Source organism: Prevotella heparinolytica, from assembly GCF_004342845.1.
Lineage (GTDB): Bacteria > Bacteroidota > Bacteroidia > Bacteroidales > Bacteroidaceae > Bacteroides > Bacteroides heparinolyticus.
The window spans coordinates 204506-221217 of record NZ_SLXB01000001.1 but is presented as its reverse complement, the minus strand read 5'-3'; the positions used below and the strand labels follow the sequence as shown (position 1 = coordinate 221217).

Here is a 16712-nt window from a genome sequence, read left to right as displayed (position 1 = left end):
GAATGGAAACAAAGAAACAATACGATTACCTCATCGTGGGGGCAGGCCTGTTCGGCAGTGTCTTTGCCCACGAGGCCAAAGCGGCCGGGAAACGCTGTCTGGTGATAGACAAGCGTCCGCACACCGGCGGAAACATCTACTGCGAAGATATCGACGGCATTCATGTGCATACATACGGCGCCCACATCTTCCATACCGACCGGGCCGAAGTGTGGGAGTACGTCAACCGGCTGGTAAAGTTCAACCGCTACACCAACTCTCCCCTCGCTCTTTTCGACGGCAAGCTGTACAACCTGCCTTTCAACATGAACACGTTCTACCGGCTGTGGGGCGTGCGCACTCCCCAAGAGGCCAAAGCCAAGCTCGAAGAGCAACGTGCGGCGTATGCCCACATCGAAACGCCCCGCAACCTCGAAGAGCAAGCCTTGAAACTTTGCGGAAAAGACATATACCTCCGCCTCATCAAAGGATACACGGAAAAACAGTGGGGACGCTCCGCCACCGAACTTCCGGCATTCATCATCAAGCGCATCCCGTTCCGTTTCACGTTCGACAATAATTACTTCGACGACCCTTATCAGGGCATTCCCATAGGAGGATACAACAAACTGACGGATGCGCTGCTGGAAGGGATAGAAGTGCGTACAAGCACCAACTACTTTGAACAACGTCAGGAACTGGACCGGATGGCCGGCAAGATTCTCTACACGGGGTGCATCGACGAGTATTTCGATTATTGCTTCGGACGCTTGGAATACCGCAGCCTGCGCTTCGAGCACAAGCGGCTGGACGATACGGACAACCATCAGGGCAACGCCGTGGTGAACTACTGCGAGCGCGAAGTGCCATACACGCGTCTCATCGAGCATAAGCACTTTGAGTACGGCACGCAACCGTTCACCGTCATCACCTACGAGTTCCCCGACTCCTTTGAACCGGGCAAGGAACCTTACTACCCCATAAACGACGAACGGAACATGCGCATCTTCGGGCAATATCAGGCATTGGCACGGCAGCAAAGCCGCGTGCTGTTCGGCGGCCGGCTGGCGCAATACACCTATGCCGACATGGACGACACCGTTGCCGCCGCCCTTGCGCTTTGGCGGACTACCGCTTCAAAAGATAAAAACGGATAGTCAGCCAGACGTGCTTGACGAAGAGTTCCAGTTTACGTCCGAACTTCCGCTTCCTCCAACTCCCGTAGATGCGATGCTCTGCAAACGTATCGGGTGTGGAGGGGTATTTGTGACGGGGAATCACGTAATGCGAGGGGTATATGGTGATGTCATCAGTCGGATGCTGCTCCCTGTCTTCGGGAAGGCAGCCTTTCTTGCTCGCCATGTCGAACATCACCACCGGTGATATAATGGTGTTGTAGCTGCCGTCGGCATTCAGGAAAGGAGTTGCCTGATAGTGCTCGAACATCTCCTTGCAGAACAGGTTTCCTTTCTCTCCCATGAAGAAAGCCGCCTGCAACTGCGTGTTCTCATTCTCGAAAGTGGTGACAAATCCGCGTTCGGGTATGAGGTGGTCGAAACGCTTCCTGATAAAGATGTCGCTATCCATATAGATACCGCCTTCGCTATACACGGCATAAAAACGTACGGCATCGGCGGCAAAAGCCCACTTCTTGGCTTCCAATGCTTCATCTATGAATCGGCAACCGATGGCTTTGGCATCCTGATATGTCCAACGCCTCACCCGGAAATCGGGCAACAGTCGTTTCCATGTCTCGAGACAGAGTTTTATTTCCACCGGAAATGGGTCGTCACTGAACCAACATAAATGAATTACTTTAGGTATCATAAGCTGTTAGAGTTTGCTTTCAGGCTACAAAAATACTATTATGCTACATTATATTCAAAAAAGAAAGAAATAAAAGTCAGTACATACTCAAAGAACACTATCTTTGCAACATTTTCAGAACTATATGTTCTGATTGTATCAGAAAACCCAACAGGCTTACACTATGATTATCTTTGATTGTGAACGAATGAGGCATGCCAATTGCGGATTCTTCTCTTTCTGCAATTATCTGGCACAGGCATTGCACGAAGAGGCTCGCCAGAATCCTGAATATCCTTTGAGTTTTTACATGCCCAGAAAGCTTATCGGTTTGTGGGGAGACGACTACCGGTATATGAAAACAAATCATTTTCTTCATAAGCATTTCCTCTACAACCCGAACATCACCCTGTGGCACTCGTGCTGCCAGCTGACGCGCTACATGCCGCTCCGCACCAGAATCGTACAAACCATTCATGACTTGAACTATCTGTACGAGCCTGTTCCGCAGGAGGAAAAACAGCGCATCATCAAACGAATAGGGAAACATATAGAGAAGGTTTCGCAAATCGTTGCCATATCGGAATGGACCAAGAAAGACATCCTGAACAATTTCGACGTGAAAGATAGGCCGGTCAGGGTAATATACAACGGATGCAACGTATGGAACGGTCCTGTCGAAGAGCCCAAACGAAAACCCGCCCGTCCTTTCCTCTTCTCCATCAGCTCCATGTATCCCAAAAAGAACTTCCACGTACTGGCATGCCTGCTGAAAGACAATGATTATGAACTGATACTTGCCGGCGCTCACAACTCTCCGGAGTATGTACGGCAGATTTACGAAGAGGCTGCACGATGGCAGGTGACGGACAGAATCCATCTGCCGGGTGCCATTCCCGAAAGCGAAAAGCACTGGTATCTGCGCCACTGCACCGCTTTCCTGTTCCCCTCCATAGCCGAAGGGTTCGGGCTTCCCATTATCGAAGCCATGCAATACGGCAAGCCGGTGTTCCTCTCCACACACACCTGCCTGCCCGAAATAGGAAAGGAGCACGCCTACTATTTCAACCACGACTTCGACAGGGAGGTGATGAGAAGCGAGTTCCGGAAAGGGCTCGACGACTTCTACAACGGCCATAAAGATCCGGAGAGAATCAAAGCCCACGCACTGAGTTTCTCATGGGAAAATACGGCGAAGCAATATTGGGAAGTCTATAAAGAAGTGATTAACCGGTAAGAAACGCTTCTTTCCCCCGATAAAACAGACCCCGAAAATCGGATATAACTCTTTTAGGATGTACCTCAATACGGACATCGAAAAAGTAAGAAAGTACGGAGACCTCGGGTAACCTCCCTCGCCCGAAATCACCGGAGAAGAAACCATCGCTTTTCAAAAGTATGCCGAAGGAAGCCGGAGAGCCTGTTTTACTTTTGCCCGATATTCTTTTGAAGAGAGTTCGGACAAACTCTTAAGCAGGCTCTGAGTTTTGGATATGTAAGAAACTTTGCTTAGTTTTGTCCATCAATAAACTGTTTATCATTTAATCCCTGAAGTTATGAGCTTTACAACACTCGGCAACCGCATCTTTACAGAGTCCATTCTTGAGTATCACAAGAACGACCATGTGGACACCCCTATCCGGAACCCTTACCCACTGAAAAGCATCGAGTACTACCTGTACCTGAAGAACTGGATCGACACCGTGCAGTGGCACTTGGAAGATATCATACGCGACCCCGCCATCGACCCGGCGGAGGCTTTGAAGATTAAAAGAAGAATAGACAAGTCCAACCAAGACCGCACGGACTTGGTGGAACTGATAGACAGCTATTTCCTCGACAAATACAAGGACGTGCGGGTAAGCCCCGAGGCCATCATCAACACCGAAAGTCCGGCATGGGCCATCGACCGCCTGTCCATCCTCGCACTCAAAATCTATCACATGCGTCAGGAAGCGGAGCGCACCGATACCACTCCCGAACACCACGCCCGGTGCGAAGCCAAACTGAACGTGCTGCTGGAACAACAAAAAGACCTCTCCTCCGCCATCGACCAACTGATTGCCGACATCGAAGCGGGAAAGAAGTATATGAAGGTGTACAAGCAGATGAAGATGTATAACGACCCCAGCCTGAATCCGGTTCTTTACGGCAAGAAATGAGAATACTCGTCATCCGTCTTTCAGCATTGGGCGACGTGGCGATGACCGTGCCGGTCATCGACGCCGTGGCCCGTCGATACCCGCAGTTGGAAATCACCGTACTGAGCAAGCCTTTCGTGTCTCCCCTGTTCGGGCAGATGCCTGCCAACGTACGGTTTCAGGGTGTCGACGTAGGCCGATACAAGGGAGCGGGCGGACTGTTCCGCCTGTTCCGTAAGCTCAGGAAAGAGAGATACGATGCCGTGGCCGACCTGCACGACGTGCTCCGTTCCAAACTCTTGCGCACCCTATTCGCCTTGCGCGGCACGAAGACGGCACATATAGACAAAGGAAGGAAAGAGAAAAAAGAGCTTACAAGAGCGCGAAACAAGAAGCTGGTTCCGCTGACGTCCTCCTTCAAGCGTTATGCCGATGTGTTCGGGCAGTTGGGTTTCCCCGCAGAAGCGGCCTTCCGCTCCATCTATGGCGAAGGCAAAGGAGAGGCGGACCTTTTCCGGGCCGTCGCAGGTCTGCCCGACGGCAGGCATTGGATAGGCATTGCCCCTTTTGCCGCACACGCAGGAAAGATATTGCCCGAAAGCACCCTCACAAAACTCATCGAAGAAGTCGCATCGAACAAAGACCGGAAGATATTCCTGTTCGGAGGCGGAAAGGACGAGGCGGAGAAGCTGGAACGCTGGAGCAAGCCCTACGACAACGTGGTGCCGCTGGCCGGAAAACTGAAACTGAGCGGCGAGCTGGCCCTGATGAGCCACCTGGAAGTGATGGTGTGCATGGACTCGGCCAACATGCATCTGGCTTCGCTCACCGCCACGCCGGTCGTATCCGTCTGGGGTGCAACGCATCCCTTTGCCGGATTCATGGGATGGGGACAAAGCCTTGACAATGCGGTGCAGACCGACTTGCCTTGCCGCCCGTGTTCCATCTTCGGCAACAAGCCCTGCCTCAGAGGTGATTATGCCTGCCTGACGGAGATATCCGCCCAAGATATCGCAAAGAAGATAGAATCAATCCTGTGAACGCATGAAAATAATCGTCCTGCCCAAATACCGGTCGGCTTCCGACTTCGTTGCCCGCCTGCCCGAAGCGTTCGAGAAGGAGGGAGAAGTGATATATGCAGGCCGCAATGTGGTCAAGAGATTCGATACCGCCTACGGCGAGTGGATTGTGAAGCGATACAAAACACCGAACCTCATCCAGCGACTGGCTTATACGTTCTGGCGCAAAAGCAAGGCGGAAAGAGCCTTCCTGTATGCCGGGAAACTGAACTCCATCGGGATAGACACACCCGAAGGCATCGGGTATGTGGAATGCAGGAAAAACGGACTGTTCCACACCGGCTACTTCATATCCACGGCATGCCATTACCCATCGCTCCATCCGGCATTGGTGACAAGCACCGACTTCGACAAACGGCTGGCTTCGGCCTTGGCCTCTTTCCTTGTATCCATGCACCGCAAGGGGGTGATGCATGGCGACCCCAATCCGGCCAACATCCTCTATCACACCGATGAGGAGGGGCGATTCCGCTTTTCCGTCATCGACACCAACCGCTCCGTATTCAAGGCTTCGCTTTCACGCAAGGAGTGTCTGGACAACCTGAAGCGGGTGACCCACCGGCGCGACTTGCTGCAATACATCGTAGAGGAATATGCCACGCTGCGCCAATGGGATGCAGGGCAGAGCGTGGAGCAGGTGATGCACGCACTGGGCAGGTTTGAGAAAAGAAGACAATTCAAACGCTTCCTCAAGCCCAAGCGTCCGTCCTGAAAGTTCGGCACAGACAGACTCTTTACCGGCTCTCTTTACCGTTCTCCCCAACGCATTCGATATTCGACGTAAGAAAAGAAGTCCGCGGGATACTTTCCGAAAGTCGACGACTCCTGCCCGGAAACATTCGCCGCCAAGGGGAGAGAACTCCATCTTAGCACCTGCGTTGTACATCGCAAGCCCTAAGATGTACATCGCAAGGCGCAAGATATACATCGCAAGCCCTGCGATAGAGATTTCCCCCTAATCTCTTCCTACTTTAGATAAGGCAGCGACGGACTTTACTCGCAGACGACGAGATTTTCCTGTTGCGCATAGTTCGCGCGGCACATCTCGTACACCAGCTTCAGCCATATCACGAAACAGGGCAATGCCTTCAAGGCATAGGGACGCACGATTTCTTTACGGATAAAGGCCGGGAAGAGGTCGGACGACGACATGCTCGTCAGCACGAAGGCAAAAACCATCAACGCCACGTCCCACTTCGACCGCTTCCAAGGAGCCGACCAATACCAGTAGCCCACTCCGGCAAAGGCGATGATATAAGTACTCGACTCGCTGCCCGTGCTGAAGAGCACCACGAACAGCAGCACCGAAGCCAACAGCGCATAGCGGAAAGAGGCGTACTTGTATTGCTCGCGGCGCAGATAGGGAAGACCGAAAAGAAGCAGGGCGGGGACTATGAGCCAGAGGTCGGAATAGGCGGCGCAGCCCGAAATCTTGCGTACCATGCCCAGCAGCGAGATGTTCTGGTAGCCCGAAAACATGTTCTCCACGTTCTTTGCCGAAAGGCTCTCCCACCAGTCGGCATACTGCGACACGATATAGTCGGGGCTGCTGATGAGCATGGGAGCCGCAAACATCACCGCCGCCCAAAGCAGCAGCCACAGCACGAACCTGGCCTTATGCCGTGAGAAGAAGAAAAACGCCAGCCCCACGATGCCGTAGAGCTTCACGAACGTTCCCGCCATGATGAGGCACGCCGCCCAGAACTCCTTTTCCTTCTCTATGCAATAGAAAGCGGCAATGATGATGGCCGCGACGGCAATGTTGAACTGCGACATGAAGAGTGCCGACAACAGCTCGTGGGCGCAAAACCAGTAGAGGAAGATGCGCTTGCGGTCGGGGAAAGGAAGCAGCCGCATGGCATAGTAGAGGCAGAGCGACAAGGCAATGTGCCAGAACAGCATCCCCACCCACTCGGGCAGCAGGGCGAAGGGGGCTATCACCAGACTGAAGAAAGGCCCGTAGTGGTTCGTGTCCCAATACTCGTCATAGGCCGCATAAAGCGGTTTCTGCTCTGTCGTATGCCAGAAGACATATCTGAAGATGAGGTAATTGTTGTGTTTCGATATTTTCAGCAAAGATGCAATCACCGGCAGCAGGAGCCACAGAGCGAAGAGGGTGCGGCCGTCGCTGAAAAAGGGTTTCTGCAAGAAAGCGCGAAAACGCCGCAACCGTGTCATAACGTCATTTTTCATACCATCGTTTTATACCATTCACGCCGCAAAGATAGATAATTTAACGAAGCCGGACGCTCCACATCCAAATATTACCTATATTTGTGCCTAAAAAAAAGTTCCTATGTTTAAAATCGGATTCGACGCCAAACGAGCGGCACAAAACAAAACCGGACTGGGCAACTACAGCCGGTTCGTCATCGAGAGCCTTGCCGAGACCATCCCTGCGGGGCGGTATCTGCTATACGTTCCCCATCCCGGAAAGACAGCGTGCATGGACAACCTCCTTCAACGATACAACGTGGACATGCGTTGCCCCCGCACAGGCTTCTGGAAAAGGCTGCGTTCGCTGTGGCGCGTATGGGGCGTCACCGCCGACTTTGAGCAGGACCGCATACGGCTGTTTCACGGCCTGAGCAACGAGTTGCCCCTGAACATACGCAAAGCCCGCCGTGTGCGCAGCATCGTCACCATCCACGATCTCATCTTCCTGCGCCATCCGGAGTATTACCCGTACATCGACCGCAAAATCTACGCCTACAAGTTCCGCAAGGCCTGCCAGAATGCCGACCGCATCATCGCCGTGAGCCAATGCACCAAGCAAGACATCATAGACTTCTTCCACATCCCCGAGGAGAAGATAGACGTGGTGTATCAGGGTTGCGACGCCAGCTTCAAACGCCCCGTCGACGCCGAAAAGAAAGAGAGCGTACGCCGGAAGTACCGCCTGCCCGAACAATACATCCTCTATGTGGGAAGCATCGAAGAGCGGAAAAACCTGATGCTGCTGGCGCAAGCCCTGCCTTTCCTGCCCGATGAAACAAAGGTGATAGCCGTGGGCAAGCGCACCCGCTATGCCAATAAGGTAGAAACCTTCCTCAGGCGGAACGGGCTGGAACACCGCATGCGGCTCATCAGCGACGTGCCCTTCGACGACCTGCCCGCCTTCTATCAGATGGCCTCCGTGTTTGTATATCCCTCCAAGTTCGAAGGTTTCGGCATTCCGCTGCTGGAAGCGCTGAACAGCGGCACGCCTGCCATAGGCGCCACAGGCTCGTGCCTGGAAGAAGCCGGCGGGCCGCATTCGCTGTACGTGAGTCCCACCGATGCCCGCGCACTGGCCCAAGCCATTACCCGCACGCTCACCGAACCCGGGCTCAGGGAAAAGATGATTACCGAAGGAAAGAAATACGCCATCAACTTCGAGCCGGAGAGAATAGCCACAGAGATAATGACGGTGTATGAGAAAGTAATATACACATAAGAAGAAATGAAAGTCATCGTAGACAACAAAATCCCCTTTATCAGCGAAGCCATCGGGAAGATTGCCGACAGCGTGGTCTATGCCCCCGGCGCAGGCTTCACGCCGGAGTTGGTAAGAGATGCGGACGCACTCATCATCCGCACCCGTACCCTGTGCGACCGCCGTCTGCTGGAGGGTAGCCGGGTACGCTTCATCGCCACCGCCACCATCGGGTTCGACCATATCGACACCGACTATTGCCGACAGGCAGGCATCACGTGGAGCAACGCTCCCGGCTGCAACTCCTCTTCCGTGGCCCAATACCTGCAATCGACGCTCCTGCTGCTGCAAGAGTTGCGGGGCATGCGTCTGCCGGAACTGACGCTTGGCGTTGTGGGCGTGGGCAACGTGGGCGGCAAAGTGGCGCAAGTGGCTCAGAGGCTCGGCATGCGCGTACTGCTGAACGACCTTCCGCGCGAGGAGCGTGAGGGAACGGCCGCTTTCCGGTCGTTGCAAACCTTGGCCGAAGAGTGCGACATCATCAGCTTTCACGTACCGTTATATAAGGAGGGAAGATACAAGACGTTCCATCTGGCGGACGAGGGCTTCTTCCGCTCGCTGAAACGCCGGCCTGTCATCATCAACACCTCGCGAGGCGAAGTGGTCGAAACCCGTGCGCTCATCGCCGCTCTGGAGGACGGGCTGGTTTCGGATGCCGTCATCGACGTTTGGGAGCACGAGCCCGACATCGACCTTACCTTATTAAATAAGGTGCTGCTCGGCACACCCCACATTGCCGGCTACTCGGCCGACGGCAAGGCAAACGCCACACGCATGGCGCTGGATGCCCTCTGCCGCTTCTTCCACATAGAGGCCGATTATCAGATTTCCCCTCCCCCACCGCCGAACCCCGTCGTCACCGCCGCCTCGCTTGCCGAGGCCTGCCTGCAAATGTACGACCCACGGCGCGACAGCGACGCACTGAAAGCCCGCCCCGGACAGTTCGAGGCGCTGCGGGGCGACTATCCGTTGCGAAGAGAAGAAGAAGCGTATAGGGTAGTGGTGAACGGATAGCGGTAACGTTAGCGGCAGCACAGGTTCGTCTCGCAGATACACCTGTCTACTCATCGCCAATCCCTCATCGCTAAGCACTATATACACCTCGTTTGCTGGATATATAGATGCCGCTCGGTGGACATATATCTCCACCGTGCTGGAAGTATATATCCACCAAAGGCTGAAAAACAGTATGTTAGGAAAAGGCTTTTGAATGGAAGTACGAGATGCGGAAAGATGCTCGCATAAGGTCACCGCAACAGTTGCTCTATCACCCTCGGATAGTGCTCGTACTCCAGTTGATGGATGCGCTGCGCCAGACTTTGGGGCGTATCTTCGGGCAGCACGGGGCACTTCAGTTGGCAAATCACGGCGCCCTCGTCGTAACGCTCGTTGGTATAGTGAATCGTGATGCCGCTCTCCCGCTCGCCGGCGGCAATCACCGCCTCATGCACGCGGTCGCCATACATGCCCTTCCCCCCGAACTTGGGCAGCAGCGACGGATGTATATTTATCATTTTATCGGGATAAGCATGCAAAACATTGTCGGGCACGCGCGCCAAGAAGCCCGCCAGCACCACAAAATCTATATCATACCGGCGAAGCATGGCCAAAACAGCCTCCCCACTCTCCCACTCCTCCTTCGAGAGAGAGGCACAGGGCACTCCCAAGCCCTTTGCACGCTCCAGAACAAAGGCTTTCTGCCGATTTGTCAAAACCAGAGCCACACGGGCCGAACCCTTTTCGCGGAAATAGCGGATGATATTCTCGGCATTCGTACCGCTTCCCGATGCCAAAACCGCAATATTTTTCCCCATAAACCCTCCTTTTGCTGCACAAAAGCGTAAAAAATGTGCAAAACTTTGCATTTAATTCATCAAATATTTGCGAGGAAAGATAAATATTCATTCCTTTGCACCGCAAAATTAAAGAAATAAAACCAATTATTAATTAAAAACTTAAAGTTATGTCTGAAATTGCATCAAGAGTGAAAGCGATTATCGTCGACAAATTGGGCGTAGAAGAATCAGAAGTTACTAACGAAGCTAGCTTCACTAACGATTTAGGAGCTGATTCTCTTGACACCGTGGAACTGATCATGGAATTCGAAAAAGAATTCGGTATCTCCATTCCCGATGACCAAGCCGAAAAGATTGGTACTGTGGGTGATGCCGTATCTTACATCGAAGAACACTCTAAGTAACTTTATCCATCGGTTTATAAACATGGAATTAAAAAGAGTTGTAGTAACAGGTCTCGGTGCCGTTACCCCCATTGGCAACAGCGTTCCCGAATTCTGGGAGAACCTGGTGAACGGGGTCAGCGGAGCGGGACCTATTACTTATTTCGACGCATCGCTTTTCAAAACCCGGTTTGCCTGCGAAGTGAAAGGCTTCGACGCAACAAAATACATAGACCGCAAAGAGGTCCGCAAGATGGACTTGTACACGCAATACGCCATCGCCGTGGCCAAAGAAGCGGTGAGTGACTCCGGGCTCGACGTCGAAAACGAAGATTTAAACAGAATCGGTGTCATCTTCGGCGCCGGCATCGGCGGCATCCGCACCTTCGAAGAAGAGGCGGGAAACTATGCCCTGACCGGCAAGGAAAACGGTCCGAAGTTCAATCCGTTCTTCATCCCCAAGATGATTTCGGACATCGCTGCCGGACAGATTTCCATCATGTACGGTTTCCACGGCCCCAACTATGCCACATGCTCCGCATGCGCCACTTCCACCAACGCCATAGCCGATGCCTTCAACCTCATCCGTCTGGGTAAGGCCAACGCCATCGTATCCGGCGGCTCCGAAGCAGCCATCTTCGCCTGCGGCGTGGGCGGTTTCAACGCCATGCACGCATTGTCCACCCGCAACGAGGAACCCGAAAAGGCATCACGCCCGTTCAGCGCAAGCCGCGACGGATTCGTCATGGGCGAGGGCGGCGGTTGCATCGTCCTTGAAGAACTGGAGCACGCCAAAGCCCGCGGAGCAAAAATCTATGCGGAAGTGGCCGGCGTAGGCATGTCTGCCGACGCCCATCACCTGACAGCCTCCCACCCCGAAGGCCTGGGAGCCAAACTCGTGATGCTGAACGCGCTGGAAGATGCAGAGATGAAACCCGAAGAAGTAGACTATATCAATGTTCACGGTACATCTACTCCCGTAGGTGATGTTTCGGAAGCCAAAGCCATCAAAGAGGTATTCGGCCGGCATGCTTACGAACTGAACATCAGTTCGACCAAGTCCATGACAGGCCACTTGCTGGGTGCCGCCGGTGCGGTAGAAGCCATTGCAAGCATCCTCGCCATCAAAAACGGCATTGTGCCTCCCACCATCAACCACGAAGAGGGTGATAACGACGAAAACATCGACTATGACCTCAACTTCACGTTCAACAAGGCGCAGAAGCGCGAAGTGAACGTGGCCCTTTCCAATACTTTCGGATTCGGTGGTCATAACGCGTGTGCTATTTTCAAGAAATACGAAGAATAACATACGGTCGTGTTACGTAACCAAATAGATAAAATAAGGCTCTTGTTCCGCAAGGACAGAGAGTCTTATTTTTGTTTTTACAGAATCCTCGGATTCTTTCCCCGCAACATCAAAGTCTACCAGCAAGCCCTGCTGCACAAGTCCACCTCCCTGCGCTCGGAGAAAGGACGCCCCATCAACAACGAACGGCTGGAGTTTCTGGGCGACGCCATCCTCGACGCCATCGTGGGCGACATCGTCTACAAGCATTTCGAAGGTCGTCGCGAAGGTTTCCTCACCAACACCCGCTCCAAAATCGTGCAGCGCGAAACGCTGAACAAGCTCGCCGTGGAAATCGGTCTGGACAAGCTGGTGAAGTATTCCACCCGCTCCTCCTCGCACAACAGCTATATGTATGGAAACGCCTTCGAGGCGTTCATCGGCGCCATCTATTTAGACCGGGGCTACGACCGTTGCAGGCAGTTCATGGAGAAGAAGATTTTCAAAAACCACATCGACCTCGACAAAATGTCGCGCAAAGAGGTGAACTTCAAGTCGAGGCTCATCGAATGGAGCCAGAAGAACAAGATGGAGGTATCCTTCGAGCTTATCGAACAGTTGCTCGACAAGGACTACAACCCGATGTTCCACACCGAAGTGCGCATCGAAGGCCTGTCGGCCGGCACCGGCACGGGATACTCCAAGAAAGAGTCGCAACAGAACGCCGCGCAAATGGCACTGAAGAAAATCAAGAACGACAACGACTTCATGGAAGAAATCCTCGCAGCCAAAGAGCAGAACAGCCCGGCAGAGGTGGAGGAGGTTAAAGAAGAGATGGCGGAGACGGAAGGCGCCGAAAACACCGAATACGACTTCTCCAACCCCGGTGAAGAGACGGAGAAAGCACTTATGGCAGAACCGGAAGAAGAATCATCCGAAGCAAATCCCCATTCTGCGCCCCTGAACCACTAAGTCACACTCTTCGGTCACCAACTTCAGCTTGCCGGCAACCTCTTCAAGCGGCATAGAGTCTATTTCATTTCCTTTCAAAGTAATCATGCGGCCGAATTGTCCGTTGGCTATAAGCTCCGTGGCATGCCCGCCCATACGGGTGGAGAGGTTGCGGTCGAACGGTGTGGGCGAACCTCCGCGCTGAATGTAGCCCAACACAGTCTCGCGGGTTTCGATGCCTGTCTCATACTCTACCTCTTGTGCAATATACTCTGCCGCACGCTTCTTGCCATCGGTTTGGATGCCCTCGGCCACCACCACGATGGAATAAGGCTTTCCCTTCTTCAGCCGGTTCAGGATGGTGCGGCCTATGTTATGGATGTCATAGGGAATTTCGGGAATCAGAATCACATCGCCCCCACCTGCCATGCCTGAGTAAAGAGCTATCCAACCTGCCTTATGCCCCATCACCTCGATGACCATCACCCGCTTGTGCGAACTGGCCGTGGAGTGAAGGCGGTCAATGGCATCCGTGGCAATGCTGACGGCTGTGTCGAAGCCGAAAGAGAAATCGGTTCCCCAGATGTCGTTGTCGATGGTTTTGGGCACGCCAACGATGTTCATCCCTCTGGCGGCAAACTTGGCAGCCGTCTTCTGCGTGCCATTTCCACCGATGCAGACGATGCAGTCCAGCCCCAGCTCCTTGGCATTCTTCTCTATCAATGCGGGTTTATCCACGTCGGACATCACCCCGTTCTTCTTGAACGGCTTCTCGCGCGAAGTGCCCAGCATCGTGCCTCCCAAGTTGAGCAAGCCCGACAAGGAACTTTCCGTAAAGAGTTCCACGTCTTTCGTCAGCAGTCCCTGGAAACCACTGTGAATACCCATTACTTCCATTCCATAATGATTGATGGCTGTTTTGCACACGCCGCGAATAGTGGCATTGATGCCGGGGCAGTCGCCTCCTGCGGTTAAAATTCCGATTCTCATAAGATGTGTCAGTTTTATCTCTCCGTAAAGATATAAAAAAAAGAGAAAAAAGATAGAGAAGAAGATAAATAAGATTACTTTTGCACTTTAAAACAAGATTTCACCAAGAACGATGAATGTTACAAGAATCCTGAATAAAGTCTATTTTTCTCCCCGTTTGAAAGAAATCGAGCAATATGCCGACCATGCCGGCAAACTGCAGCAAGACGTGTTGCAACGCCTCATGGGCATGGCCACGGATACGGAATGGGGAAAGAAATACGGCTATGCTTCCATCCTCACTTACGAAGACTTCAAGAACCGCCTCCCCATACAGACTTACGAAGAGATAAAGCCCTACGTGACCCGCCTGCGTGCCGGCGAGCAGAATCTGCTATGGCCTTCGGAGATACGCTGGTTTGCCAAATCGTCGGGCACAACGAACGACAAGAGCAAGTTCCTGCCCGTCAGCCGGGAATCTTTGCAGGACACGCATTACAAAGGAGGCAGAGACGCCGTAGCCATCTATTTGGGGCAGAACCCCGAAAGCCGCTTCTTCTCCGGCAAGGGACTCATACTGGGAGGCAGCCACGCCCCCAACCTGAATACCAACCACAGCCTTGTGGGCGACCTCTCGGCCATACTGATAGAGAACATCAATCCGCTGGTGAACTTCGTGCGGGTGCCAAGCAAGCAGACCGCACTGATGGAGCACTTCGAGCCAAAGATGGAGGCGATTGCCAACGAAACCATCCGCGCAAACGTAAGCAATCTATCGGGCGTGCCGTCGTGGATGCTGGTGCTCATCAAGCACGTACTCCAGAAGACGGGCAAGCAGAGCCTCGATGAGGTATGGCCCAATCTGGAAGTGTTCTTCCACGGAGGTGTGGCCTTTACGCCCTACCGCGAACAATACAAAGAGGTGATCCGCAGCAGTAAGATGCACTATGTGGAGACCTACAACGCCTCGGAAGGCTACTTCGGCACACAAAACGACCCGAACGACTCCTCTATGCTGCTGATGATAGATTACGGCGTCTTCTACGAGTTCATACCGTTGGAAGACGTGGGGATGGACAACCCGCGTACCTATTGTCTGGAAGAGGTGGAACTGAACAAGAACTACGCGATGGTGATCTCCACTTCCGCCGGTTTGTGGCGCTACATGATTGGCGACACGGTGAAGTTCACGTCAAAGAATCCCTATAAGTTTGTCATCACCGGACGCACCAAGCACTTCATCAACGCCTTTGGCGAGGAGCTGATAGTGGATAACGCGGAAAGAGGGCTTGCCAAGGCATGTGCCGCCACGGGCGCACTGATTTCCGACTATTCCGCCGCCCCCGTCTTCATGGATAAAGACGCCAAGTGCCGCCACCAATGGCTGATAGAGTTCGCCCAGATGCCGAACAGCATGGAAGAGTTCGTGAAGACGCTGGACGCCACGCTGAAAGAAGTCAACTCCGACTACGAAGCCAAGCGGCAGAACAATCTGGCTCTGCAACTGCCGGAGGTAGTAGTTGCCCGCAAAAGCCTGTTCCACGACTGGCTGGACAGCAAGGGGAAGCTGGGCGGGCAGCATAAAGTGCCGCGACTGAGCAACACAAGGGAGTACATGGAGGAGATGCTGCGACTGAACAGGTAGAAACAGCACGATTGCGCCGCCGACCGAGTATCCAGAATCTGTTATTCTAAAATGAAACATACATTGCTTTACATACTATTGCTCGTTGCCATCTGTCCGCTTTGGGCGCAAGACTCCTCCAAAGCAGCAGATGCTTACATCCGGTTCTATCAAAAATATATCAGCGAACAGAAGAACAGCCATTGCGCCATGTATCCTTCTTGTTCGGCATTCGGCCGCATGGTTTTCAAGGAGCGCCCGTTTGCGGAGGCCATCACGTTGGTTGCCGACCGAATGATGAGGTGCAGCCACGACGCGAAGTTCTACGACATCGCCTCTCCGCATGGCTACAGAAGCCTCATAGACTACCCATACTACCATACCCCCCACCGAACAGACTACCCCCTTCCGGGCACCGACATACTGAAACGCTCAACAGGAAGAGAAGACACACGGCTATTCATCAATCACCTCATCAACAGAAAAGAATATCAGACTGCCTTGCTCGAAATAGAAAGAGTACTCTTCTTCAATCCGCAGGCAAGCGATACGCTTTTTGCGCAAAAGTTGCTGTGCCGCCGAGCCACGCAAGGCATGGAAAAAGGAATATTCGAATACGAGACTGAATTTCCTGAACACATCCGGCAGTCGGACTACGTGGGAATGCAGGCCGCCATGCTCTACTACATCATCGACAATCGCCCCTCTGCCGCCGACATCCTCGACCGCATCATAGAGAGAAAAGGGCATACGGAGACCACCGAAAAGGCATATGCGCTAAGGGGTATCATAGAGGCCGATGCCCAAAGGTTTGCAGAGGCACGACAGTACTTCGCAAAAGCTTCGGCCACACAACCGGAAACACTATCCGCCAAGAACCTCGAGGTACTGAGCCGCATGGAACGGCAAAAAAAGAAGAGCCCCGCGCTGGCACGGATTCTCTCCATCATTCCCGGCGGAGGGTATCTCTACACCGGGCACAAAGGAAGCGCACTGACGGCTTTCGTCATCAATTCTTTATTGGGATATGCCACTTACACCAGCATCAAACAGCAGAACTACGGTGTAGCCGGCTTATGCGGTTTCATGTCCTTGTCGTTCTATATAGGCAACATCAACGGTGCGGGGCGCAGCGCTTCAAGGCACAATCGGAAAAAGCACAATACGTTAATCAAGCAACTTGAGAACTCTAACAATATTTTTATTAACTAAAAGACTTAA

16 protein-coding genes are annotated in these 16712 nt (G+C 53.1%); 12 read left to right on the top strand and 4 right to left on the bottom strand.

Features of this window, described 5'->3' with window-relative positions:
* Positions 1-2 precede the first annotated feature (2 nt).
* Positions 3-1136, top strand: coding sequence for a UDP-galactopyranose mutase (glf, locus tag EV202_RS00860; RefSeq protein ID WP_131924699.1), 1134 nt, complete (start codon positions 3-5; stop codon positions 1134-1136).
* Here the strand turns inward: glf and EV202_RS00855 are convergent.
* Positions 1108-1806 (bottom strand): glycosyltransferase family 32 protein, encoded by a 699-nt coding sequence (locus tag EV202_RS00855; protein ID WP_131924696.1) that lies wholly within the window; start codon positions 1804-1806, stop codon positions 1108-1110. The two genes, glf and EV202_RS00855, sit on opposite strands and share 29 nt — an antisense overlap.
* A gap of 163 nt (positions 1807-1969) precedes the next feature.
* Between EV202_RS00855 and EV202_RS00850 the strand changes: the two genes are divergently transcribed.
* The 4 genes from EV202_RS00850 to EV202_RS00835 all read left to right on the top strand — a co-directional run bounded on the left by EV202_RS00850 (position 1970) and on the right by EV202_RS00835 (position 5717).
* A complete protein-coding gene (locus tag EV202_RS00850) occupies positions 1970-3022 on the top strand; it encodes a glycosyltransferase family 4 protein (RefSeq protein ID WP_131924693.1) in 1053 nt (350 codons plus the stop codon).
* 319 nt (positions 3023-3341) lie between these two features.
* A complete protein-coding gene (locus tag EV202_RS00845; protein WP_106069700.1) occupies positions 3342-3947 on the top strand; it encodes a DUF4254 domain-containing protein in 606 nt (201 codons plus the stop codon).
* Entirely contained in the window at positions 3944-4966 is a 1023-nt protein-coding gene (locus tag EV202_RS00840; RefSeq protein WP_131924691.1) for a glycosyltransferase family 9 protein, read from the top strand. Before EV202_RS00845 ends, EV202_RS00840 begins: the two co-directional genes overlap by 4 nt.
* 4 nt (positions 4967-4970) lie before the next feature.
* Positions 4971-5717: a lipopolysaccharide kinase InaA family protein gene (locus tag EV202_RS00835; protein ID WP_131924688.1), complete on the top strand. Its 747-nt coding sequence runs from the start codon at positions 4971-4973 to the stop codon at positions 5715-5717.
* A gap of 281 nt (positions 5718-5998) precedes the next feature.
* On the opposite strand, the gene EV202_RS00830 is transcribed toward EV202_RS00835, so the two are convergent.
* Positions 5999-7198 (bottom strand): glycosyltransferase family 87 protein, encoded by a 1200-nt coding sequence (locus EV202_RS00830; protein WP_394364497.1) that lies wholly within the window; start codon positions 7196-7198, stop codon positions 5999-6001.
* Between the two features lie 103 nt (positions 7199-7301).
* Here EV202_RS00830 and EV202_RS00825 point away from each other — a divergent pair, with 103 nt between their 5' ends.
* Both EV202_RS00825 and pdxB read left to right on the top strand, forming a co-directional pair.
* Positions 7302-8441: a glycosyltransferase family 4 protein gene (locus EV202_RS00825; protein WP_131924685.1), complete on the top strand. Its 1140-nt coding sequence runs from the start codon at positions 7302-7304 to the stop codon at positions 8439-8441.
* A 6-nt stretch (positions 8442-8447) separates the two neighbouring features.
* Complete coding sequence (gene pdxB, locus EV202_RS00820) at positions 8448-9494, top strand: 4-phosphoerythronate dehydrogenase PdxB (RefSeq protein ID WP_131924682.1); 1047 nt, start codon at positions 8448-8450, stop codon at positions 9492-9494.
* 233 nt (positions 9495-9727) lie between these two features.
* On the opposite strand, the gene purN is transcribed toward pdxB, so the two are convergent.
* Positions 9728-10294, bottom strand: a complete 567-nt coding sequence (purN, locus tag EV202_RS00815) for a phosphoribosylglycinamide formyltransferase (RefSeq protein WP_131924679.1) — start codon at positions 10292-10294, stop codon at positions 9728-9730.
* A gap of 149 nt (positions 10295-10443) precedes the next feature.
* Between purN and EV202_RS00810 the strand changes: the two genes are divergently transcribed.
* Genes EV202_RS00810 through rnc form a run of 3 tightly spaced genes read left to right on the top strand, consistent with a single transcriptional unit; the run spans position 10444 to position 12919 of the window.
* Complete coding sequence (locus tag EV202_RS00810) at positions 10444-10680, top strand: acyl carrier protein (RefSeq protein WP_106069694.1); 237 nt, start codon at positions 10444-10446, stop codon at positions 10678-10680.
* 22 nt (positions 10681-10702) lie between these two features.
* A complete protein-coding gene (gene fabF, locus EV202_RS00805; protein WP_131924676.1) occupies positions 10703-11968 on the top strand; it encodes a beta-ketoacyl-ACP synthase II in 1266 nt (421 codons plus the stop codon).
* A gap of 9 nt (positions 11969-11977) precedes the next feature.
* Positions 11978-12919: a ribonuclease III gene (gene rnc / locus EV202_RS00800; RefSeq protein ID WP_131924673.1), complete on the top strand. Its 942-nt coding sequence runs from the start codon at positions 11978-11980 to the stop codon at positions 12917-12919.
* Here rnc and EV202_RS00795 read toward each other — a convergent pair.
* Positions 12878-13888, bottom strand: a complete 1011-nt coding sequence (locus EV202_RS00795; protein ID WP_125238753.1) for an ATP-dependent 6-phosphofructokinase — start codon at positions 13886-13888, stop codon at positions 12878-12880. The two genes, rnc and EV202_RS00795, sit on opposite strands and share 42 nt — an antisense overlap.
* A 112-nt stretch (positions 13889-14000) precedes the next feature.
* On the opposite strand from EV202_RS00795, the gene EV202_RS00790 reads away from it, so the two are divergent.
* Both EV202_RS00790 and yidD read left to right on the top strand, forming a co-directional pair.
* Entirely contained in the window at positions 14001-15512 is a 1512-nt protein-coding gene (locus EV202_RS00790) for a GH3 auxin-responsive promoter family protein (RefSeq protein WP_131924670.1), read from the top strand.
* Between the two features lie 51 nt (positions 15513-15563).
* Entirely contained in the window at positions 15564-16703 is a 1140-nt protein-coding gene (gene yidD / locus EV202_RS00785) for a membrane protein insertion efficiency factor YidD (protein WP_106069689.1), read from the top strand.
* The last annotated feature ends 9 nt before the right edge of the window (positions 16704-16712 follow it).